Here is a 20,898-nt window from a genome sequence, read left to right on the forward strand (position 1 = left end):
CCGCCGGGGTCGGAGGATACGACGCGGGCCCGTCGGGATGGCCCGACGGGCCCGGAAGGCGCCGTGCGGTCAGACGCGTTGCCGCTCGATGACCGTCCTCGGCGCGGCGAGCGGGTGGTCTCGGTCGCTATACCAGGCCGGTTGCTCGGCTGCGGCCGTGTCGGCGATGGTGGCGGTGAGGCCGAAGCCGTGGACGGTGGGGCGTTGTTGGCCATCCCACCAGTGCCAGGCCGTCTCGACCTCGTCCCACAGACGTCGTGGTCCGCCTGGGAGGTCGAGGTCGGTGGCGTTCGAGGCGAACCAGGAGTACAGCTCGCCCGGGTCCACCCGGTACGGGCCGGGCAGGGGTTCCACGGTGAGGTGGGGTGGGGTGCCTGGGTGTAGGCGCTGAGGGCGGCGGTTTCGATGTGGGCGCGGGCAGGAATTCGATCGTCGGTGTGCCGGGATGTCGTGTTCCGCCGCGACTGCCCACGCGGAGGTGGTCGGCCGCCGTCCGGGCGGGGACCGACTGCCGGGTCCACGCCGGCGCCGTCGATGCCCGACCGGTTCCTCGGTGTGGCGGACCCTCGGGTGGTCGGGGTTGTCGGCGCGTCGGCGGGTTTTGTTGTATCGAAGAGGACAAAATAGGGCGTGATTATTGGTTTTTGTATGTCCTTGTGCGTCTTTGTGGTCGCGGGTCGCTGTGTGGTGCCTCGTGTGCCGATTGCGTCCTGTCGGTAGGTGTGGAGGGAAGCGGCTTGTCCACCTATCTGTTCCGGCTGGGGAAATGGGCGTTTCGGCGTCGGCGGTGGGTCGTGGGATTCTGGCTCGCCGTCGCGGTGGCCGCCATCGTCCTGGCCATGGTCAGCGGTGGCCAGACCAACGACAGCTTCACCATCCCGGGTACCGAGTCGCAGCGGACGACGGACCTGTTGGAGCAGAAGTTGCCGGCGCTCGGCGGCGCGCAGACCCAGGTGGTGTTCGCCGTGAAGAGCCCGGCCAAGGTTACCGACCAGGGCCCTCGCGTCGGCATCGAGGCGGCCGTCGCGCAATTGCGGACCGTGCCGCAAGTGGCCTCCGTGTCGGACCCGTTCACCGATCAGGGGGTCGCGCCCGACCAGCAGGTCGCGTTGGGCTGGGTGCAGTACACGGCGCAGCCGGCGGACGTCGAGGATTCCACCCTGGACAAACTCGAGGATGCCGTGGCGCCGGCCAAGCAGGCAGGTGTCCAGGTCGAGTACTCGGGCAGTGTGTATCCGGGCTGGCGGATCACCCCCTCCGAACTGCCCGAGCTGATCGGGCTGGCGATCGCGCTGATCATCCTGCTGATCACCTTCGGCGCGGTGGTCGCCGCCGGCGTGCCGATCGTCAACGCGATCATCGGCGTGGTGATCGCGCTGATGGGGGTGACCGCGCTCGCGTCGGTGGTGGACATCGCGTCGGCGTCCACGACGGTGGCACTGATGCTCGGTCTGTCCTGCGGGATCGACTACGGGCTGTTCATCCTGTTCCGGCACCGCAACAACCTGATCGCCGGCATGACGCCGGAGGAGTCCGCATCGCTGGCCCTGGGCACCGCCGGGAGTTCGGTGGTCTTCGCCGGGCTCACCGTGATCATCGCCCTGTGCGGGCTGGCCGTCGTGGGCATCCCGTTCCTGACCCTGATGGGACTGTGCGCGGCGGCGGCGGTGTCGGTCGCGCTGCTGATCGCGCTCACCCTGCTGCCGGCGATCCTGGGCTTCGCCGGTCCCAAGGTCGCCAAGTTCATCGACACCCGGCTGCGGCCCGGGCACCACGAGGAGGTCGCGCGGATCACCGCGACCGAGCCGGCCCGGACGTTCGGCGCGACCTGGGCGCGCTTCGTGGTGCGTTTCCGGATCCCGGTCCTGGTCCTCGGCGTCGGCCTGTTGCTCGTGCTGGCGATCCCGGCGGCGAGCATGGACCTGGGGCTGCCCAGCGCCGCGTCGCAGCCCGAGTCCTCCACCCAGCGCAAGGCGTACGACCTGACCGCGGAGAGCTTCGGGCCCGGCTTCAACGGGCCCCTCCTGGTGGTCGCCGACGGACCCGTCGACCAGAGCGGCGTGCAGACGTTGGTGAACGCGCTGCGGCAACAACCGGACGTCGCGGCGGCGGGTCCGCTCGCCGTGAACAACGAGGTGGCCGTGGTGCGGGTGATCCCGACCACCGGACCCAACTCCGACACCACCGCCGACCTGGTGCACCACATCCGGGACAACCGCGCGGCGATCGAGAACGGCGTCGGCGCGCCGATCCTGGTCGGCGGCAGCACCGCCTCCAACATCGACGTGTCCACGAAACTCTCCGACGCGCTGCCGGTGTTCCTGCTGGTGGTGGTCGGGCTGGCCTTCGTGCTGCTGACCTTCGCGTTTCGGACCATCCTGGTGCCGATCAAGTCGATCCTCGGCTTCCTGCTGTCGATCGGCGCGGCCTTCGGCGCGGAGGTCGCGATGTTCCAGTGGGGCTGGGGCCAGGACATCTTCGACATCACCCCCACCGAGACGATCAGCTTCCTGCCGATCCTGATGCTCGCGATCATCTTCGGCCTGTCCAGCGACTACGAGGTGTTCGTCGTCTCGCGGATCAAGGAGGACTACACCACCACGGGCGATGCCCGAGGCGCGGTCGCGCGCGGCACCGGGTTGTCGGCGCGGGTGGTGACGGCGGCGGCGCTGATCATGTTCTCGATCTTCGTGGCGTTCATGTTCACCGACGACCCGACCATCAAGGTGATCGGCTTCAGCTTCGCGGTCGGTGTCTTCCTGGACGCCTTCGTGGTCCGGCTCACCCTGGTCCCGGCGACGATGGCGATCGTCCGGGCCAAACTCTGGTATCACCCGCAGTGGTTCGCGAAATACGTCCCCGACCCGGACATCGAGGGCAAACGCCTGGAGGAACGGCTGGCCGGCCCCGCGCCGACGGGCGGCGCGGGGCACTGATCCGGGTCGAAATCGGGGCGTCGGCGTGGGCCTCGGGTGCCGGGTGGCCGGGACGGTGATGCCGGTGCACCGGAGGAGGTCGAGCGGTGGACCGGGCGCCGTACCTGTACACGAGGGCCGGTGTCCCACCGCCGTTCGATTCGGCCGAACCGGCGTTTCGCGGCCGGGGGATGGAGTCCGGCCGGCGTTGTCGACGGGCGGTCCAGGACGTAGATGTCGCGGGTGGTGCGCGGGCATCGAGACGCGCCAGGAGGAGGCCGCCTTTGAGGACGAAGTGCTCGCGTCCCTCGGGCGTGAGACAGCGTGCGGTACGGGAAGCGTTTGGAGGGCGTGTACGACCACGACCTCGTCGGTCGACGCCCCGGGCGGCGCGTCGGCTCGTGGCCGGGGCGCCGCCCGGGGCGGCCGGTCTTGGTCAGGCCGAGCGCAGTGCGTCGGTGGGGGAGGCTTTCGCGGCGCGCAGTGCGGGGTAGATCCCGGCGATCGCGGCGACGACGACCGACACCGCGGGGCCCACGACAAGCGTGTAAAGGGGGATGGCCGCGGCCCAGTCCTGGGCGAGCGCGTACCCGTAGACGGCCAGGCTGCCGAGGAGCAGTCCGCCCATCCCGCCGAGGAAGCCCATCAGTACGGCTTCCAGGAGGAACTGCATGGCGATCTGGCCGCCGCGGGCGCCGAGGGCGCGGCGCAGGCCGATCTCGCCGCGGCGTTCCATCACGCCCACGACCATGGTGTTGGCGATGCCGACGCCGCCCACGAGCAGTGCCACGCCGGCGAGGGCGAGGACGAGCCCGGTGAGGGTGTTCTCCGTTTCGGCGCGGGCCGCGAGGAGGTCGGAGGGTCGGCTGACCGCGACTGTGTTCGGGCCGGCGGGGTTGGCGGTGGCCGCGGCCACGGACTGTACCTGCGGGACGCGTTCGGAGTACGACCGCAGGTAGACGGTGGCGGCGGTGCCGTCCGCGCCGAGGTGGGCGACCGCCTGTGGCCAGCCGACCAGTGCGCTGGTGCTCAGTTCGGGAGCGAGTTCGTCGGGGGCGAGGATGCCGGCGACCTTGTACCACTGGCCGCCCAGCCACACCCGCTCACCAGGACCGGTCACGGCGAGGCGTTGTGCGGCCTGGTCGCCGAGGACGGTGATCGGGAGGTTCTCGCTCGCGGCGTCGAGCCAGTGCCCGCTGGTGAGGGTGGCGCGCAGCACGTCGAGCAGGTTCAGGCGGGCGGCCAGCACCGTGATGCTGCCGGTCTGTTGCTCGGGCACCAGGTCGTTGCGGTAGATGTTCGCCTTGGTGGCGCCGGTGGCGGTGACCTGTTGTACCGGGCCGATGGTCGCGAGCATCTTCTCGGCGGTGGGCGGCAGCGGTACCGGTTTCTGGTCGGAGCCTTTGCCGGGGGCGACGGTGATCAGGTTGGAGCCGAGTTGGTCCAGTCGTTCCAGCAGGTGTTGTTGGTTGGAGTTGGAGATGCCGGTGACCGCGACGACGGCCGCGATGCCCAGCGCGATGCCGAGCGCCGACAGCGCGGAGCGCATCTTGCGGGTACGCGGGCCGATCATGCCCAGGCGCAGCAGGTCGGTGGGGCGTAGTCGGGTGCGGCGGCGTGGTGTGCTGTTCACAGGCCGGCTCCGGTGGGCTGGGGGGTGCGTTCGTCGAAGTCGATGCGGCCGTCGTGGATGCCGATCCGGCGGGGGAAGGAGGCGGCGAGTTCGCGGTCGTGGGTGATCACGACGACGGTGGTGCCGTCGGCGTTGAGGGTGCGGAGGAGGTCGACGACGGCGGTGCCGGAGACGCTGTCGAGTGCGCCGGTGGGTTCGTCGGCGAGCAGGAGTGCGGGGCGGCCGACGAGTGCGCGGGCGATCGCGACGCGTTGTTTCTCGCCGCCGGAGAGTTGGTCGGGGTGGTGGTCGAGGCGGTGGCCGAGTCCGACGGAGCGCAGTGCGTCGGCGGCCCGCGCGCGTCGTTCGGAGAATCCCGCGCCGCTGTAGAGGAGTCCGGTGGCGACGTTCTCGACGGTGCTGAGTCCGGCGAGGAGGAAGAACTGTTGGAAGACGAAGCCGATGCGGTGGGCGCGTAGTGCGGCGAGTTCGGCGTCGGACAGGTCCGACACGTCGCGGCCTTCGAAGCGCAGCGTTCCGGCGGTGGGTCGGTCGAGCGAGCCCAGCAGTGCGAGCAGGGTGGATTTGCCGGAGCCGGAGGGGCCGACGACGGCGAGGAGTTCGCCGGCGTCGATGGTCAGGTTCAGGCCGTGCAGGATGCGCAGCGGGGGTGAGCCGGGGTATTCCTTGACGATGCCGGAGAGTTCCAGGACGGGGGTGGGGGTTTCGGGTGGGGTGGGTGTCATGTGGGGATCGCCACCTGTGCCCCGGGTTGCACGTCGCCGGTGATCTGGGCTTTGGCGTCGGCGATCAGGCCGAGTCGGACCTTGACGAGTCGGGTGGTGGGGCCGTCGGCGACGCGGATGCCGTAGCCGCCGCCGTCCAGTGCCAGGAGCGCGGTGACCGGGACGATGAGCGCGTTGTCGGCGGTGTCGCCGACGACGTTGACGGTGACCGGGGACGGCCCGGCCTGTTGGGTCTTGTCCTGGCTGTCCAGCACGATCGTGACGGTGGTCTTGGTGTTCGGGCCGTCTGCGGAGCCACCGGACTTGTCGTCGCCGGCGGGGCCTCGGGCCAGGGAGCGGATGCGGCCCTCGACGGCGGTGCCGTCGGAGAGCTTGACGCGGACCTTTCCGTCGGGCTTGAAGCGGGAGACCTGGTTGTCCGCGGGTTGGGCGGTGACGACGAGGTCGGTGCGGGTGACGGTCATGATGGAGTCGCTGCCCACGGCCGAGCCGAGCTTGGCGCCGAGTTGCTGTATGCGCACGGACTCCTGGGCCAGCATGACGATGCCGCCCAGGGGGACGGTGCCGGTCTCCTTGACGCCCAGCGACTTCTGCCAGCGTTTGACGGCGATGACGGTGGCGGTGGTGAACTTTTGGTCGGCGGACAGGTCCAGGCCCTTGGCGTGGCCGAGTTTGATCAGGTTCTTCTTGAGTTGCTCGACGTCGGGGCCGTTGGGGACGTCGGGGCCCAGGTCGCGCCACATCGGGCGGTCGCCGGTCATCAGCACCACCGGTTGGCCGTCGACCTCGTACAGCTTGCCGCCGGTCTTGACGATCGCGCCGACGGCGGGCAGTGCGGTGATGGTGCCCTTGCCGGACGCCACGATGGGGGTGGGCGCGTCGAACGCGAGCGAGCCGGTGAGTTGGATGCTGGTGGACAACGATCCGTGTTCCACCGGAACGAAGTCGTGGCGGACAGCGGTCTGCTTCGTCGTTGCGTTGTCGTGGTCCCAGGGGTGGGCCACCGCGGCGACGCCGCCGCCGGCCAGCACGGCTACCACCAGCAGCGGGACGACGACCCTGCCGCGCCTGCGCGTGCGGCCGGGTCCGCGGTCGTCGCCGACCGGGGTGGGGGTGGGGGTTTCGGCGGTGTGGGTCACGGTCATTCGCCGATCGAGTAGCCGGCCATCGGGAACCGCGCGTCGCACGCGCGCGAGGCCGCGTCCCACTTGGTGGGGTCGAACACGGCGCGCGGGACGGTGACGATGGCGGTCTTGGGGTCGGGGTCGGGCATGTCGGTGTAGCCGTTCTTGCGGGCGCACTCGACCCACTTGCGGGACATCTCGACAAACTTGGTGTTGTCGGCCTGCTTGGCCTGTTTGATGCCGGGGACCTTCTCGTCACACAGCTTGGTCGCGGTCTCGAAGCCCGGTTCCAGGCCGGTGTCGGTCTTCGTGGCGGGGAAGGCGATGTTGCCGTCCTTGTCCTGCGTGACGCCGGCCTGGCCCTGCTTGTGCATGCAGTCCACCCACGCCTTGCGGACCGCGTTGTCGTCCTGCGGCTCGGCCCGGCCGGCCCCCTCGTCCCCGGCGACCTTGGGGGCCGAGTCGTCGGAGGAGCAGCCGGCCACGGTCAGGATCGTGCCCGCCGCGGCGGCGACCAGCCCGACTCGTATCGACCTGCGGCGCAGGATGGAAGTACGCATTCTCGATCTCCCTTGTGAACGTGGGGTGACGTGCACAGTTCTACGGAGGCCGCGGTTAACCGGCCGTGACCGCGCGCCTAACCGGCTGCTAACACCGCGCCGGGCAGGCTTGGCCCTCGGGCCCGTGTGGCACAGCGGCGGTGGAGTGAGCGGAGCGGGACACATGCGGGTGTTGATCGTGGAGGACGAGCGGGAGCTGGCGGCCATGCTCGCCGATGGGCTGCGCGGCGAGGGCATGGTCTGCGACGTGGCCCACGACGGCCTCGAAGCGCTCCAACGCACGGCCGCCGCCGACTACGACGTGGTGATCCTGGACCGGGACCTGCCCGCGCTCGGCGGCGACGCGGTGTGCCGGGCACTGGGCTCCACCGGATATCCGGCCAGAATCCTGATGCTCACCGCCGCCGACAGCCTCTCCGACGTCGTCGAGGGCCTCGGGCACGGCGCCGACGACTACATGGCCAAGCCGTTCTCCTACCTCGAACTCGTCGCCCGCCTGCGCGCCCTCGGACGTCGCTCCTCCGGGAACCGCGCCGCGGTCGTGATCGGCAGGCGCGGCGTCAGCCTGGATACCGCACGCCGCGCCGCCGAACGCGACGGTCGCCCACTGAACCTCACCCCCAAGGAACTGGGCGTCCTGGAACTGCTGTTGCTCGCCGACGGCGCGCCGGTGTCCACCGAGGAACTCCGCGACCGGCTGTGGGACACCGCCGTCGACCCCGCGACCACCGCGATCCGCGTGACGGTACACGCGCTGCGCCGCAAGCTCGGCGAACCACCGCTGATCGCGCACGACGCGGGCTACGGATACCGGCTGTGAGCCGGCCCGGACGCGCGTCCCGTCACCCGTTCCGTCTCCCGTCCCGCCTCGCCCCCGACCGGCTGCCGCTGCGCGGCCGGCTGACCCTGGTCACCATGACGGTGTTCGCGGTCCTGGGCTGCGGGATGCTCGCGCTGAACTGGCTCAGCGCGCGCCAGCTCATCCAAGCCAACCGCAGCCTCGTCACACCGGCCAGATCGCTCTCCCCCGCGACGCCGGCACCGGTCCTGGGCCGAACGCCGCCGCCGGACGGCACCGAGCAGGTTCCGACCACGCTCGCGCAAGGCTTCGGAGACTTTCGGGACACCATCCTCGGCGACCTGCTGACCCGCTCCGCGTTGCTGCTCGCCGCGTTCACCGCACTCGCCGCACTGCTCGCCTGGTGGGCGAGCCGCCGCTCGCTGGCCCGCCTCCACCAGGTGACCGCAACCGCCCGCCGGATCAGCGCCGACCGCAGCATGGACGAACGCCTGGCCCTGGACGGCCCGTACGACGAGATCCGCGAACTCGGCGACACCTTCGACGCCATGCTCGACCGCCTCGACCGAAGCTTCACCGCTCAACGACGCTTCACCGCGCACGCCTCACACGAACTGCGCACTCCCTTGACCATCCAACGCACCGCATTGGAGATCCCGCTCGCCCAGGGCCGCGTCCCGCCCGATCTACGCCCCGCCGTACAACGCGCGCTGGACGCCAACGCCCGCACCGAACGCCTGATCGCCGCACTGCTGACCCTGGCCCGCGGCGAGAGCGGCACGCTCAACCTGCGTCCGGTCGATCTGGCGGACGCCGCCGGGGCCGCGGTTCGGGATCTCGCCGACGAGGCCCGCGCGGCCGAAGTCCGGGTCACCCTCGCCACGATGGCCGCCCCGGTCGAGGGTGACCCCGCGCTGCTGCGGCAGGTCGCGCTCAACCTGCTGGCCAACGCGGTACGTCACAACCACCGCGACGGCACGGTGACGGTGACCACCGGCTCGGTGGGCGACACCGCCTTCCTGGAGGTCGCCAACACCGGACCGGTCCTGAACCCGGAAGAGATCCCGGCCCTGTTCGCGCCGTTCCACCAGGGCCGCGAACGCGGCACCGGATTCGGCCTCGGACTCGCCGTGGTCGAGGCCATCACCGCCACCCACCGCGGCGAGATCACCGCCACCGCCCGCACCGGCGGCGGACTGACCGTACGCGTGCGACTGCCCTCCTCACACGGGCCGGTCCGGTCGTGACCGGCTCTGTGGTCCGCCTCGCTCCGAGGGAAAAGGGCCGTCACCGGGACCTGTCGGAAACCCTCCCGATCGGCCGCGACGACACCTACCACGGACCGTGACGCGTATCCGGCGCCCAAGGCGAACGGCAAGCTTCGTCGTCTGGGGATCGCCTTCGCGCCGGACACTCGAAGAGGACGAGCACAGCGAGCGAACGGCCTACCAACCCCCGCCCGTCGGCTACGCCGCGTCCATGGACGACGAGCGCCTGTTCGGCAGGATTTCCTACTCGCCACCCCTGTCGGCGGCGGTGTCCGCCGGGCTGGTAGCGCCTTTTCGGATCGTGGTGGCGGAGGTGACCGCCCCGAGGTCCAGGCCGCCGCCGCGGCCGGCGGGAGCCGGCTCAACCGGCTCTCGACGCGGCCGGCGGACGTCGAGGCGTATCGGGGGGCGCGGTTGGCCGCGCTGCAAACCGGGCTGTTGAAACTCGCGTGGGAGCACGACCTGCGCCGCGTGTTGACGTTCCATCGGACGTGGCTCGCGAACCGACGCGCGCAGGACCGGCGCGGCGAACTCGCCGCCGGACGCAGCGCGGCGCCGGCGCGCTGGTCGACGGCGAGCCGGTGGTGTGGCAGCGGCACCTGACCCACGCGGCCGAGGCCGGGCCGGCCGGTGGGTGGATTGGGGTTGCTCACGATGAACCCCATATACAGCCTGCGCATGTTCGAGGGTGCATATCGGCCCCCGACCGGCCCGAACACCCGCGTGGACCCCGTGCGCCCGCCGACGTGTGGGCGACAGCGATGCGGCAGGCGGAGGTGATCCGGCCGCTCGCGGCGCGGGACACGGTGGGCCTGGTGGACGCGGACGCGGTATCTGACGTGGCAGCGTCGTTCGGTGGCGACGGTGTGCCGGGAGGTCGAGCGCCGGTGCCGGATCCGGGGTCTGCCGGTTCCGTCGCGGGGCGCGGCGGCGCGGCGGATCATCGGGCTGGATCCGGTCGCCGTGACGACGGCGCGGGAGGGCGGCGAGGCGGCGCGCCCGCTGCGGTCGGCGGGTGGCGAACCGCCGGTGGTCACCGGGTTGTTGGAGCAGGTCCAGGTCGACCACACGCCGGTGGATGTGATCGTGGTGGACGAGCGGCATCGGCTGCCGGTCGGTCGGCCGTATCCGACGGCGGCGATCGACGTGGCGAGCCGGTGCGTGGTGGGCTTGGTGGTGACGGCTGAAGCGCCGCGTGTGAGGGATGTTCCGCAGCGCGGGTCGTGTGTGCGTGGTTGGCTGAGCGGCCGGGACTGCGTGGTGGTGGCCACCTAGGGCGATAGGGCGATGCTTGTGCGGGTTGTGGCTGGTCGTTACGGGTTGGTGCGTTTCGTGGGTCGAGGAGGGATGGGTGAAGTCCGGGAGGCCCGTGACCAGTTGATCGGACGGCGGGTGGCGGTCAAACTGCTCCCACAGGACGGGCGCGGCACACCCGACTCCGCGTCGTCCTTCCGCGAAGCGCGCACGGCCGGGGCACTCAACCACCCCGGCGTGGTCACCGTGCACGACGTCGGTCAGGCCGAGGCCGACGGGTCGCTGTTCCTGGTGATGGAGTACCTCGACGGGCGGGACCTGGCAAGCGTGTTGCGCACGGACGGCCCGCCGCCGGTCGCGACCGGGGTCGACTGGGCCGCGCAGATCGCCGCCGCGCTCGCGCGCGCCCACGACGCCGGAATCGTCCACCGGGACCTGAAGCCCGCCAACCTGATGCTCACCGCCGAGGGGCGGATCAAGGTCCTCGACTTCGGCATCGCCCGGTTCGCGGAGTCGGCGGCGATGTCGAGCCAGGTGATGGGGACGCTCGCGTATGGCGCCCGAACGGTTCGACGGGAACCCCGGCGACGCCCGCTCCGACCTGTACTCGTTCGGCTGTGTGCTGTACGAACTGTTCACCGGCCGGCTCCCGTTCGAGGTGGCCGGCCCGGTGCCGATCATGAACGCCCACCTCAACACCAAGCCCGGTCCGCCCGGGGAGCACCGGCCCGGCGTACCTCCGGCAATCGACGACCTGGTCCTCGCGCTGCTCGCCAAGAACCCGGACAGGCGCCCCGGCAACGCGCAGGAAGTTCTGGAACGCCTGCGTTCACCGTCCGGCGCCGCCACGACCGTTCCGCGCATTCCGCAGAGGCGCCGCCCCCTGTCACGGCGCGGGTTCGTCGTAGGAGCGCTCGGGGTGGCCGGCGCCACGGCGGCCGGCCGCGCCGCCTGGAGCCTCTGGCCGCAGGCGGGCACCACGAGCGATGCACTGACCGACGACGTCACCACCGGAATCGCGTTCAGCGGCGACGGCCGCACGCTGGTGTCGATTCATCTCGGCGTGGTCCGGCTCTGGGACGTGGACTCCAGAAAGCTGCTGGCCAAGGTTGAGGGAGACCACGGCGACGAAGCCCGGCCGGTGGTTCTCCCTGACGGCCGGCAGTTCGCCATCCCCGCCGGGAGCCGCGACCGGATCACCCTGTGACATCCGCACCGGCAGCGTTGCGGACCCCGCCTACGGGATCTCCGACCACACGGACCTGTCGTCCTTCGCAGCCGACCCCGACATCTCGTGCCTGGCGGTCGGCCCGGACGGCGCGCTCATCGCCGTCGGCACGGTCGTCGACGGGCCCGTGCTCGCGGACACCACCAGCCGCAAGGTCATCGCCCACCTGGTTCCGCAAGAGCTCCCCGGCAACCGCGCGGTGCGCGGCGTGACCGAGCTGGTTCAGTCCGGACGGGAAGCGCCTTGCCGTCACGGGCCGCATGCCTCCTCGGGACAAGGACTGGATCACCATGCCGGAGTACGGCTGCGCGGTATGGGACGTCGCCGAACGCCGCCCGCTGCTCAAGCTCACCCCGGAAATATCGTACGCGGTGGCGTACAACCCGGGCGGGGACACCGTCACCACCGCGGGGGAGACGGGCGTGCGGCTGTGGGACGCAGACACCGGCGCCCTCAAGGCAACGATCATCGGAGAGCGGACCAACGCAGTGGCCTACAGCCCGGACGGCCAAGCCGTCGCGAGTGCCGCGTACGAATGCCGGCTGTGGCGGCTCGACGACGGTTCACGCGATGCCCGGTCGGCCGCGTCGCGAGCGTGAAGACCACACGCCAACCCGTGCGCAGCCGACTGTGGACATCCGTGCAGGCGACTGCGGAACCCGACAGTCGGGTCGGGGGGTTCGTGTTCGGTGGATGTGAGATTCGAAGTGAGATCGAGGGGGTGTCGGTGGAGGTGGCTGGGTCTGGTTGCCGGAGCCGAGACGGCTGAAGGCCCGGCGGAGCACTTCCTGGTCGGCGTGTTCGCGGCCGGTGCGTTCGAGGACGGTGTGGGTGTGGGCGGTCGGGCGGGCCCGGTTGCGGAAGTTGCCGTGGGCGCCGTGTTGGTCCGCGTATGCGATGTCGGCCGGGTCGGCGTCGGCCCGGATGGGGTGGTAGAGCGGGATGACGTCCTGGATCTCGTCGGGGGTGAGGCGGGTGAGGCGTTGCCGGATGAAGATCCCGGGGGACGGCATCGGCTGCTTGCGCAGGGTCTGGTGGCAGCCTTCTCCTCCCACGGGTCGTCCCGGAGGTAGCGGACGTATTCCGGCAGGGAGCCGCTGAGCCACTGTGCCTCGTCCAGGACGAGGGTGCGAGGTGGGTGGCGAGTTCGGTCTTGAGAACTTGGGCGAACTCGCCGGCGTAGCACGAGGGTTGGTCCGGGACTTCGAGGGCGGTGAACAGTTCCTGGCGCACCGTGCGGAGGGTGGAGCGGGCGTGGCAGGTGATGCGGCGGATGTCCTGGTCGGGTTCGAGTTCGCGCAGGCAACCGGTGACCGCCACCGTCTTGCCGAGGCCGGCTCCGTCGTGGATGCGGGTCATGGCGCGGGCGGCGATGGTGTCGGCGAGGCTCTCGCGCACGGTGAGCAGGGCGCGGGTGGTCACCAGACGCGCGTCGGGGAGGGCGACGTACTGGTCGGTGGGCGCGGGTGGCAGGCGGGGGTCATGGGGTGTCCTCTTGGGTGGGGCGGGTGCCGGGTCGCGGGTGCGGGCCTTGAGCGTGTCGGGGGTGGCCCGGTCGGCCGGGGGCGGTGCGGGTGGGATCAGGTCGGGCAGGGCCGGTGCGGCCGGGTCGCCCTCGTGGTGTTGGGCCGGTTCCCGGTCGCCCTCGTGGGTGGTGACGGCGTCCGGGCGGCGGGCGCTGGCGGGAAGCGTGGCGGGGGCGAAGCGCTCCCGGCGGAGCTGTTCGGCGGCTTTGGCCTCGGCACGCAGGCGGCGACCGCAACACCGCCGTATCCGAGGAACCCGCGGCAGGACGTACCGAAACCGAAGAACGATCCCTCGCCATACCGGCAACCACACCCGCACCACCGGGCCCCGACACAGGAACGGGCAACTCCATGACAGAACAACCCGCTTGGGCCGAGTACCCGACGTCAGTCGATGGTCACACCTGTGACAGTCGAAACGATCACGGTCATCCACACCCCGACCAGCAAACAAACACCCACACCACGCATCAACCCGACTGACGACCAACCACCGCCACCACGACGCACACTCACACGCTGGTTCACCCGGCCTCGAGTCCGCCCATGATCAGGCCGGTCAGCGCGTCGACCACTTGTTCCACCGAGGCCCGTCCGCGGTTCAGTTCGGTGGCGAGCGCCTCGGCCGCACCCAATACGCCGGCACAGCACAGCCGGAGGGCGTCGGGCTCGAGGTGTGTGTACGGCCGCAGCGCGGTGGCCATCAGGTCCGTGTAGTTGTCGGTCATCTCCTGTCCGCCCGTCTCCATGTCCGGATAGCCCTTCAGCGCCGCGGAAACGGCGTTGAGTTCCGGCATGTCGGTGGCGCAGGCGAAGTACGCGGCGCCGATGACGCGGGCGACCTCCTCGGCGACCGGCACTGCGTCCCGCAGTGCCCGGGTGACCGAGGCCCGGTGGCGTTCGTCGAGGCGCCGGTAGAGCGCGAGCAGCAGGCCGGGGCGGGTGCCGAAGTGGTCGTACACGATCGGCCTGCTGACGCCCGCGGCCTCGGCGAGGGTGACCAGCGTGAGCCCGTCGGCGCCCCGGGTGCGCACGATCGCCGCGGCGGTGTCGAGCAACTGTTCCCGCCTGGCCTGCTTTGACAGGCGGGTCGGTGTGGTCCCCATGGTCCTCCCTTGCCGTCTCCTCCCAGGCTATGCTACAAAACGTAGGCTACAAAATGTAGGTTAGCTGCTGTAAAGGAGACTCACCATGGGACGGCCCGACTCGGTTCTGATCCTGGGCGGTTCGGGGCAGGCGGGCGCGGGCGCCGCCGCCGTGCTGCGCCGATGGCACCCGGAACTGCCCCTGTCGATCGCGGGCCGCGACCTCGGCCGCGCACGGCGGGTCGCCGACGAACTCGGCGCGGCCACGGCCGTGACCGTCGACCTGCGGCGCGGGGATCTGGGTCTGCCGACCGACGGAGGATATCTGGCGGTCGTCGCCGCGCTGTGGGACAACCGATTGCAGGGGCTGCGGTTCGCGCAGGAGCGCGGGTTGCCCTACCTGAGCATCTCCAGCGGCCTGGTGGACATCGCACCGGAGATCGTTGCGAGCGCCCAACGGCCGGGCGGTACACCGGTTTTGGTAGCGAGTCACTTCTGCGCGGGGATCGGTGTTCTGGCGACGCTGTACGCCACCAGGGAGTTCGAACGGATCGACACGATCCGGATCGGTGCCGTCCTGGACGAGTCGGACGCCGGCGGCCCCGCGGGGCTGGCGGATCTGGAGCGATGGGCCATCGCCACCTCGGCCGGACTGGTACGCCGTGACGGCGTGTTCACGTGGGTGGCCGAACCCGATGCACGGACGGATGTACCGGGTACCGACGGGATCCTCGTGCCCGGCCAGAGCATTGCCATCCTCGACGTGCCGAGTCTCGCCCTGGCGACGGGAGCGCCGAACGTCCGCTTCGACCTCGCCATCGGCGAGTCCGCGCGTCGGCGACGCGGCGGCCCCGCCTCCGTCGAGGTCCGGATCGACGTCGAGGGAACCGGCCCAGGAGGGCAACCGCGCAGCCTGCACCGCTACCTCGTCCATCCGGAAGGGCAGCGACCGCTGACCGCGCTGGGCATCGCCCTCGGTGTCGAGCGACTGCTCGGGCTGCGCGGCGAAGCCGTAGTACCGCCGGGCGTCCACACCCCCGAGGCACTGCTCGACGCGTCCTACGCGGCCGAGCGTTTGGAGGAGATCGGCGCCGAGTTCGTCGACGCGCCCGGCGACGAATGAACGCCTGCCACCGCAGTGACGGATGCTCGGCGATGGCTGGTCCCGCCGGTCGGTCGATGCCTTCGATGATGCGGAAGTCGCGTTCACAGCCGTCAGGGAGGGCCGCCGGCGCCTCCCGGTATGCCTCGCTCTCGTATGCCGCGACGGCCTGACGGATCGCGGTCACCGCGATACCGGAAACCTACCAAGCCCGGCGCGCTCGGCCTTCTCTGCCGGGTTGGCGCCGTTCAGGTTCTTCTGGCCATTCCGCCCGAGATCAGGATGTGGGACGTTTCCAGATCCTGCGGGGCGATGGGGGTGGTGGGGCGCCACAGCGCGGTGGAGACCACTCCGGGATGGACCATCTCCATACCGTCGAAGTACCTTTCGATCTCCTGCTGTGTCCGGAAGCGTCCACTTCCCAGGCTCTCCTGCATGACGGCTTCCAGGCGGTCGATGCGTACATCCCCCGGACGCCTGAGGAAGTGGGACAGGAACAGGTAACTGCCGGGTGTCATGAGGGATTTGTACTTCTCGACGAGTGCGTCGGGGTGTTCCTCGTCGCCGAGGTGGTGGACGACGGAGAGCATCAACCAGGCCACAGGTTTCGAGAGGTCGATGAGCTTCGTGAACTCCGGTGCGGAGACAACGTCTTCCGGCGAGCGGAAGTCGGCCCGGACGACCGCGGTGCGTGGATGGTCGGCCAGGATGGCCCGTCCGTGGGCGAGGACGATGGGATCGTGGTCGACGTAGACAACCGAGCACCGGGGGTCGATCGTGTGGGCCACCTGGTGGGTGTTGTCGGCGGTGGGCAGTCCGGACCCCAGATCCACGAATTGCATGACCCCGGTCCCGGCCAGGAATCGCACTCCTCGCGCCAGGAACTCGCGGTGGATCGGGGCCGTGCGCGCGGTGTCCGGGGCGATGGCCAGGAGACGATTCCCCACCTCCCGATCCGAGGCGAAGTTGTCCTTGCCCCCCAGGAGATAGTCGTACACCCGGGCCACGCTCGGTACGGCGACGTCGATCTCGGAACTCCCCGCCGCATTTGCCTGGTTCGCCATCCATGGCCCCCGGACGATCGAGTGACACGCGCCGTGCACGGTCCGAACAATGTCCTACGGACGTTGCCCAACCTTCGGAAAGTTATCAGACGATCACGCAAATCACGGCCGGTCGAGCGCAACGCGCGCAGCAGCCCCTTCGTGCGTCACGGGCACGCCGCAGGCGACGTTTACGTGTCTGCTCGGCGGAAGACGCCGATCAATTCCCGTTGTCGAGCAGCCCGAACCCGTCGGGGAACCGCTCGATGAACTCGCGACGAGCCGGATCAGGGTCCGCATCGGCGATCGCAGCGATCACATCGAGCAATTCTGCTCGCTGATCCGCGGACAGTCGGCCGAGCAGGTGTCCCACGCCTTCCAACAGTTCCACGGCATCGTCCGGATCCATGCGTTCGTCGTCGCTGCCCTCCACGAAGCGAACAACGTCGATCAGCGCCTCGGTCAAGGCGCGCGTCAGGGACGGGTACGGGGGCATTCGATCGACTCCATCAGTGGGAAGGACAGCGCTTCCTGTCGGCGTGGCCGAACGTCGCTGCACCACAAACGCCGACGCCGCCGGCCGGCGCTGGTCACGGAGTGTCGGCGCACAGCGTCACGTGACGCAGCGTCGTGTAGGCGAGACAGCCATGCCATGGGTCCACCATCGAGACCCGGCGGGCGAACTGCACATAGGAAGAGTCCCCATCCAGCACTCCTCTGAGGATTTCGCCTTCTTCGCCTCCGGCCCGCTGAGCGGTGCGGGTGCAGGCCATCGGTGCGGCGCCGACCGCCGGGTGGGACGGGCCGTGGGAATCGGCGGGCCAGTCGATGGGTCGTACCACCTTCGGTCCCAGCCAGGCGGCCAGGACTTCCGCCTTGCGTGAAGCGGCCGGCGAGCTCGGCCGCAGCCGATCCCTCGTCGGGGGACCGGCTGCCCTCCCGCTCCAGGAACAGGGCGTGCGCAGGCCCCAGGCCGTAGAACACCTCGCTCAGTCGCCGATCGATCCCGCCTCCGGCATGGATGTCGACGTCGAGGATGCTCTGGTACTCCGGGCTCAGGAACAGTTCCCGGAACCCCCGCAGCTTGTAGCCCCGGTCGCGTGTCCAGAGGGAGATGAGCCGAGTGAGATGCTGGGCCACTCCGTCCGGTTTGACGACGATAAGGGCGAAACGGTCCGGTTCGCGCAAGGCGGATTCCAATGCGAGCACGATCCCTCGGGCCGCTCCGACTGTACCTGGGGCCCCGGCCAAGCCGATTCCGTCCCTCTGCGTGGCCACTTCACAGAAATGATGTTGTCGGTGATCTTCACTGGTGAGAGTGAAATTGCCGTTGATTGACGGTCATCGGCCTGAGTTCCTTGCTGTTTTGGCCTGGGGGTTCGGCCAACCGAAGGGTGGACAGCGATCGCGACGGGTTCTTGGTCCGGACGGGAGATCCCGGCGGCGCGGATTCGCACGGGTAGGCGATCCCCGTGGTATGGCAGGGTACGAGAACGGGAAGCTACAGGAATCCGCTCCCGTGTTCAGCCGATCTCGTGAGGCTCTTCCTCGCCGCCGGTGGCGGTGTAGACGTCCTCGTTCTGGATGCCCGCCAGGTGGTTTGTCACGGAGGGCTCGGCAGCTGCGGGCGGCTCCGGAGACCTTGTGACGAGGACGATCCGAACCCCGTCCCTCGAGGTGGCTGCGCCGGCGGGGCGGGGACCGGGGGTCGGGGCCGGCGACGCGAGGCCCCTGCCGGACAGCCGCGCGTTGGGAGGCGCAACGGGAGGGGTGCTCGGTGGGCGGTGTCCGGGTTGCGGTGGCGGGGGTGGTTCCGTCGGGGCGGGTGGTACGACGCCCAGGGCGGGCCAGGTGTCGCGGACCTCGTCCAGGAAGGCGCGGTGGTCGGTGCCGTGTGCGTACGCGGCCGCGTGCAGGGCGTCGAGGGCGGCCCGCAGGGAGTCCGGGTCGGCGGCACCGAGCAACGCCGGTAGGGCGCACGCCTGTTGGAGCGCGTTGTGGGTGGGGCCGTCCGGGAGGGTGATCGTGGTGTGTGGCACGTTCGGGTCCTCGAACAGGCGCCGCCACAGTTCGGCCGGGTCGTCGAACGGCGCGGGCAGCGGCGTACCCGCGTCGAGTGCCGCCAACGCGGGGGCGATCCAGTCGACGTCGGCGAGTCCCGCCAGGGCATAGGCGCGATGTGCCGCCCAGCGGGCGATCGCGCGTTGTGTCCCGTCGTCGACGCGCGCGATCGCGTGGACCAGGTGCACGTCGAGCATGCGCATCCCGTGTACGTTCCCGCTCACCCGCCGCAACCGCTCGGTCGGCAACCGGCCCGCCCACTGGCGCAGTTCGTACTCCCGGACACGCTCCGCACTCTCGCGGGCCCGTTCCTCGCGGGCCGCGCGCGCTGCCGCGGCCCGCTCGTCGGGCGTCGGCGGTGGCGGCCGGTCCCGGGCGATCCTGTTCCAGTAGGCCGCTTGGTCGCTGATCTGCCTGATCACGCGGTCCGGTTCCGCGGGCGCCGGCCAGAACTGCAGGAGGTAGTGGTCGACCGGCTGTTCGCCCGTGAAGACCACGCCGTGGGCGTTGGCCTCGTCCATCCCCGTCGCGCAGTAGCGCACGCGATGGTCGACCGGGTCGAGTTCGAACTCGCACGCGTCCGCGTCGCCCCACTGCGCGAGCCGCACGGTGCGGGTCTGCGGGGTGAACGGTGCCTCGACCACGTCCTCCCACCGCCCGTCGACCGCGGGTGGGCCGTCGTGGACCTCGATGGTCAGCCCTACGCTGCCGGTGTGCATACCGGTGGTCAGGAACAGATACCCCTCCACGGCGGCGCCGCACAGGCCGTTGACCTGCCCCGCCCGATGGTCCTCCTCGATCGCCGACCACTGTGCGCGGCTGTCGATGTACGTCTGCATGTACGCCACGTGCACCGAACCCTCGAACACCGTCCGCACGAACACTCCCCCTATACGTCACCCGTCGTGTGTCCCCGACCCGGGCCTCCGAGCGTCATGCTGCCGGATGGCACGGACAACACGAGCACGGCGTCCGTCACCGCATGACCGCCCGCAACCGCGTCCGGCGCGCCCGCCGCAACCTGTCCTCCCCACTGGGCCCCACCTACCTGGGCGTGGCGAAGGCTGCTTGTTGCTCCGGGAGCGGAGCGCACGGGTCGGGTCGGTCGGGTCGGGTCGGGTCGGGTCGGGTCAGGTCTCGTCGCCGAGCCGGAGGTCGAGGAGTGCGTCGAAGGGGGCGGTCTGGGCGGTGACCTCCGCCTCCGCGCAGGTAAGCGCATAGGCGACGTGGCGCGGGTCGCGGTCGGCGAAGCGCTGCATGCCGAGGTAGCGCCAGATGTCCCGTTCGGTCACCCCGGTCAGGATCCGGTGCAGCCGTACGTATTCGGCGAACTTGAGCTTGACTCGCCGGCCGGAGACGTGGCGCAGCACCCAGCCCTCGGCCGTCGTCCCGGTGATGGCCGTGCCGTCCGGCAGGCGGTTCTCGGCGGCGGCGCGGGCCAGTTCGGCGAGTGAGGCGACGGGCCGGGAACGAACCACGCGCCCGCCGAGGGCGATCCAGTCGTCCGCGTGCGCGGCGAGGGGCTGTTCGGTGCCGTCGGGGCCGAGTACGGCGAGCAGGACGAGGGTGCGCTCGGAGCCGTTGTCGACCACGATGCGGTTGTCGGGATGGATGATCTCGGTGACGTAGCCCAGCGCCGGCTCGAGCGCGTCGGTGTCCCGCTCGTCCAGCCACTCCTGGGCCCATCCGGCCTGCCGGGAGACGAACGCCCCCTTGGACGCGGCTCGCCAACGGCCGGCGTAGTGGAACACCTGGCCCAGCGAGCCGTCCTCCTTGTCGAACGCCTCGAATCCGTCGTCCGGCAGCGCGGGCGCGTAGGCCGCGCCGAGGTCGTGTTCCGCGAGGCCGAAGAACTTCGGCAGACAGGGCCCGATGATCCGAGCGGTGCCATCCTCCACGATCAGTCCGCGGCAGCGCAGCGTCACCGGTGTCCATCGCCGCTCGAACACGCAGGTCCGGGTGTAGGTGTAGATCGACAGCGGCAGTTGCGGATGCCGCCGACGTGCCACCAGACCACGCTCGACCGCACCGGCCAGGTCGTCGGGATGGAACAGGGCACTCACGGTGGCGGGTTCACTCATGCGGCGGCAGCGTAGCCGGAACCCACAAGTGACTTCGCCGGATTTTCCCGCCCTCGCGTCCGACGCTCGGGAAGCCCCGCCGAACTACGGGATGGGGCGGTGACACCACGTTCGCCGAGCTCACCCTCGCGGTCCTGCACGGGGCACAGGCCACCACCGTGACCTCGACCGAGGGCCGCATGGCCCAGGCAAAGGCGAACGGCCTTTCCACCGCGGACCGCAGACGGTTCCCTGACATCGCCTTCGACGAATGGCAAGGCGCGAACCCGTTTTACAGTCCCGTGGAATCTCACCCGCCGAATCCTCGACTCACTGGATGTGCGGAGCAGATGACCTGATGCCCGATACAGGCCGGTCCGGGAACGGCATGGCCGGTGGATGCCGGCGTGCCGGACGACCTGCCCGACGCCGGGGCGGGGCCGGGGGGGGGGCGCGCGGGGGGGGCGGGGGCGGGCGCCGCGGGGGGGGGGCCCGGGGGGGGCCGGGGGGAGGGC

Annotated in this window: 18 protein-coding genes and 2 pseudogenes; 9 read left to right on the forward strand and 11 right to left on the reverse strand. The window is 70.6% G+C overall.

Translation table 11 applies throughout. From position 1 onward, the window contains the following. Nucleotides 1-69 precede the first annotated feature (69 nt). A complete protein-coding gene (locus ACWGR4_RS40880; protein ID WP_452131404.1) occupies nucleotides 70-354 on the reverse strand; it encodes a hypothetical protein in 285 nt (94 codons plus the stop codon). 383 nt (nucleotides 355-737) lie between these two features. Here ACWGR4_RS40880 and ACWGR4_RS40885 point away from each other — a divergent pair, with 383 nt between their 5' ends. Continuing rightward, nucleotides 738-2,936, forward strand: coding sequence for an MMPL family transporter (locus tag ACWGR4_RS40885; protein WP_452131405.1), 2,199 nt, complete (start codon nucleotides 738-740; stop codon nucleotides 2,934-2,936). Nucleotides 2,937-3,351: 415 nt separating this feature from the next. On the opposite strand, the gene ACWGR4_RS40890 is transcribed toward ACWGR4_RS40885, so the two are convergent. From ACWGR4_RS40890 to ACWGR4_RS40905, 4 genes are read right to left on the reverse strand one after another with little or no spacing between them, the layout of a single operon-like run. Continuing rightward, the gene (locus ACWGR4_RS40890; RefSeq protein WP_452133400.1) at nucleotides 3,352-4,548 is read right to left on the reverse strand and encodes an ABC transporter permease; all 1,197 of its coding nucleotides are present in this window, start codon (nucleotides 4,546-4,548) and stop codon (nucleotides 3,352-3,354) included. Further along, complete coding sequence (locus ACWGR4_RS40895; RefSeq protein WP_452133401.1) at nucleotides 4,545-5,273, reverse strand: ABC transporter ATP-binding protein; 729 nt, start codon at nucleotides 5,271-5,273, stop codon at nucleotides 4,545-4,547. The genes ACWGR4_RS40890 and ACWGR4_RS40895 overlap by 4 nt, the downstream gene beginning before the upstream one ends. Next, a complete protein-coding gene (locus tag ACWGR4_RS40900; RefSeq protein WP_452133402.1) occupies nucleotides 5,270-6,418 on the reverse strand; it encodes a peptidoglycan-binding protein in 1,149 nt (382 codons plus the stop codon). The genes ACWGR4_RS40895 and ACWGR4_RS40900 overlap by 4 nt, the downstream gene beginning before the upstream one ends. After that, nucleotides 6,415-6,957, reverse strand: a complete 543-nt coding sequence (locus tag ACWGR4_RS40905; RefSeq protein WP_452133403.1) for a hypothetical protein — start codon at nucleotides 6,955-6,957, stop codon at nucleotides 6,415-6,417. Before ACWGR4_RS40905 ends, ACWGR4_RS40900 begins: the two co-directional genes overlap by 4 nt. A 163-nt stretch (nucleotides 6,958-7,120) precedes the next feature. On the opposite strand from ACWGR4_RS40905, the gene ACWGR4_RS40910 reads away from it, so the two are divergent. The 6 genes and pseudogenes from ACWGR4_RS40910 (at nucleotide 7,121) to ACWGR4_RS40935 (ending at nucleotide 12,105) form a co-directional block, all read left to right on the forward strand. Further along, nucleotides 7,121-7,777: a response regulator transcription factor gene (locus tag ACWGR4_RS40910; RefSeq protein ID WP_452133404.1), complete on the forward strand. Its 657-nt coding sequence runs from the start codon at nucleotides 7,121-7,123 to the stop codon at nucleotides 7,775-7,777. Beyond that, nucleotides 7,774-9,003, forward strand: coding sequence for a sensor histidine kinase (locus ACWGR4_RS40915; RefSeq protein ID WP_452133405.1), 1,230 nt, complete (start codon nucleotides 7,774-7,776; stop codon nucleotides 9,001-9,003). The genes ACWGR4_RS40910 and ACWGR4_RS40915 overlap by 4 nt, the downstream gene beginning before the upstream one ends. A 435-nt stretch (nucleotides 9,004-9,438) precedes the next feature. After that, nucleotides 9,439-9,627, forward strand: a complete 189-nt coding sequence (locus ACWGR4_RS40920; RefSeq protein WP_452133406.1) for a hypothetical protein — start codon at nucleotides 9,439-9,441, stop codon at nucleotides 9,625-9,627. Between the two features lie 252 nt (nucleotides 9,628-9,879). Further along, nucleotides 9,880-10,299, forward strand: coding sequence for a hypothetical protein (locus ACWGR4_RS40925; RefSeq protein ID WP_452133407.1), 420 nt, complete (start codon nucleotides 9,880-9,882; stop codon nucleotides 10,297-10,299). Nucleotides 10,300-10,371: 72 nt separating this feature from the next. Further along, nucleotides 10,372-11,485, forward strand: a pseudogene (locus ACWGR4_RS40930) (protein kinase domain-containing protein). 281 nt (nucleotides 11,486-11,766) lie between these two features. Beyond that, a complete protein-coding gene (locus ACWGR4_RS40935; protein WP_452133408.1) occupies nucleotides 11,767-12,105 on the forward strand; it encodes a WD40 repeat domain-containing protein in 339 nt (112 codons plus the stop codon). A 1,451-nt stretch (nucleotides 12,106-13,556) separates the two neighbouring features. Here ACWGR4_RS40935 and ACWGR4_RS40940 read toward each other — a convergent pair. Then, on the reverse strand, nucleotides 13,557-14,138 hold the full coding sequence (locus tag ACWGR4_RS40940) for a TetR/AcrR family transcriptional regulator (RefSeq protein ID WP_452133409.1): 582 nt from the start codon (nucleotides 14,136-14,138) through the stop codon (nucleotides 13,557-13,559). An 85-nt stretch (nucleotides 14,139-14,223) separates the two neighbouring features. Between ACWGR4_RS40940 and ACWGR4_RS40945 the strand changes: the two genes are divergently transcribed. Further along, nucleotides 14,224-15,240 carry a saccharopine dehydrogenase gene (locus ACWGR4_RS40945; protein ID WP_380005721.1) on the forward strand — a complete coding sequence of 339 codons (1,017 nt, stop codon included), beginning with the start codon at nucleotides 14,224-14,226 and terminating at the stop codon, nucleotides 15,238-15,240. A 52-nt stretch (nucleotides 15,241-15,292) separates the two neighbouring features. On the opposite strand, the pseudogene ACWGR4_RS40950 reads toward ACWGR4_RS40945, so the two are convergent. The 3 genes and pseudogenes from ACWGR4_RS40950 to ACWGR4_RS40960 all read right to left on the reverse strand — a co-directional run. After that, a pseudogene (locus ACWGR4_RS40950) lies at nucleotides 15,293-15,400 on the reverse strand (DUF1330 domain-containing protein); the annotation flags it as partial. A 67-nt stretch (nucleotides 15,401-15,467) separates the two neighbouring features. Beyond that, nucleotides 15,468-16,283 (reverse strand): SAM-dependent methyltransferase, encoded by an 816-nt coding sequence (locus ACWGR4_RS40955; RefSeq protein ID WP_452133410.1) that lies wholly within the window; start codon nucleotides 16,281-16,283, stop codon nucleotides 15,468-15,470. 199 nt (nucleotides 16,284-16,482) lie between these two features. Further along, complete coding sequence (locus ACWGR4_RS40960) at nucleotides 16,483-16,728, reverse strand: hypothetical protein (protein ID WP_452133411.1); 246 nt, start codon at nucleotides 16,726-16,728, stop codon at nucleotides 16,483-16,485. A 296-nt stretch (nucleotides 16,729-17,024) separates the two neighbouring features. Here ACWGR4_RS40960 and ACWGR4_RS40965 point away from each other — a divergent pair, with 296 nt between their 5' ends. Next, complete coding sequence (locus ACWGR4_RS40965) at nucleotides 17,025-17,600, forward strand: hypothetical protein (RefSeq protein WP_452133412.1); 576 nt, start codon at nucleotides 17,025-17,027, stop codon at nucleotides 17,598-17,600. 185 nt (nucleotides 17,601-17,785) lie between these two features. On the opposite strand, the gene ACWGR4_RS40970 is transcribed toward ACWGR4_RS40965, so the two are convergent. Continuing rightward, complete coding sequence (locus ACWGR4_RS40970) at nucleotides 17,786-19,201, reverse strand: hypothetical protein (protein ID WP_452133413.1); 1,416 nt, start codon at nucleotides 19,199-19,201, stop codon at nucleotides 17,786-17,788. A 252-nt stretch (nucleotides 19,202-19,453) separates the two neighbouring features. Beyond that, on the reverse strand, nucleotides 19,454-20,404 hold the full coding sequence (locus tag ACWGR4_RS40975; protein WP_452133414.1) for a polynucleotide kinase: 951 nt from the start codon (nucleotides 20,402-20,404) through the stop codon (nucleotides 19,454-19,456). Between the last annotated feature and the right edge of the window lie 494 nt (nucleotides 20,405-20,898).

Source organism: Embleya sp. NPDC055664 (assembly GCF_053618075.1).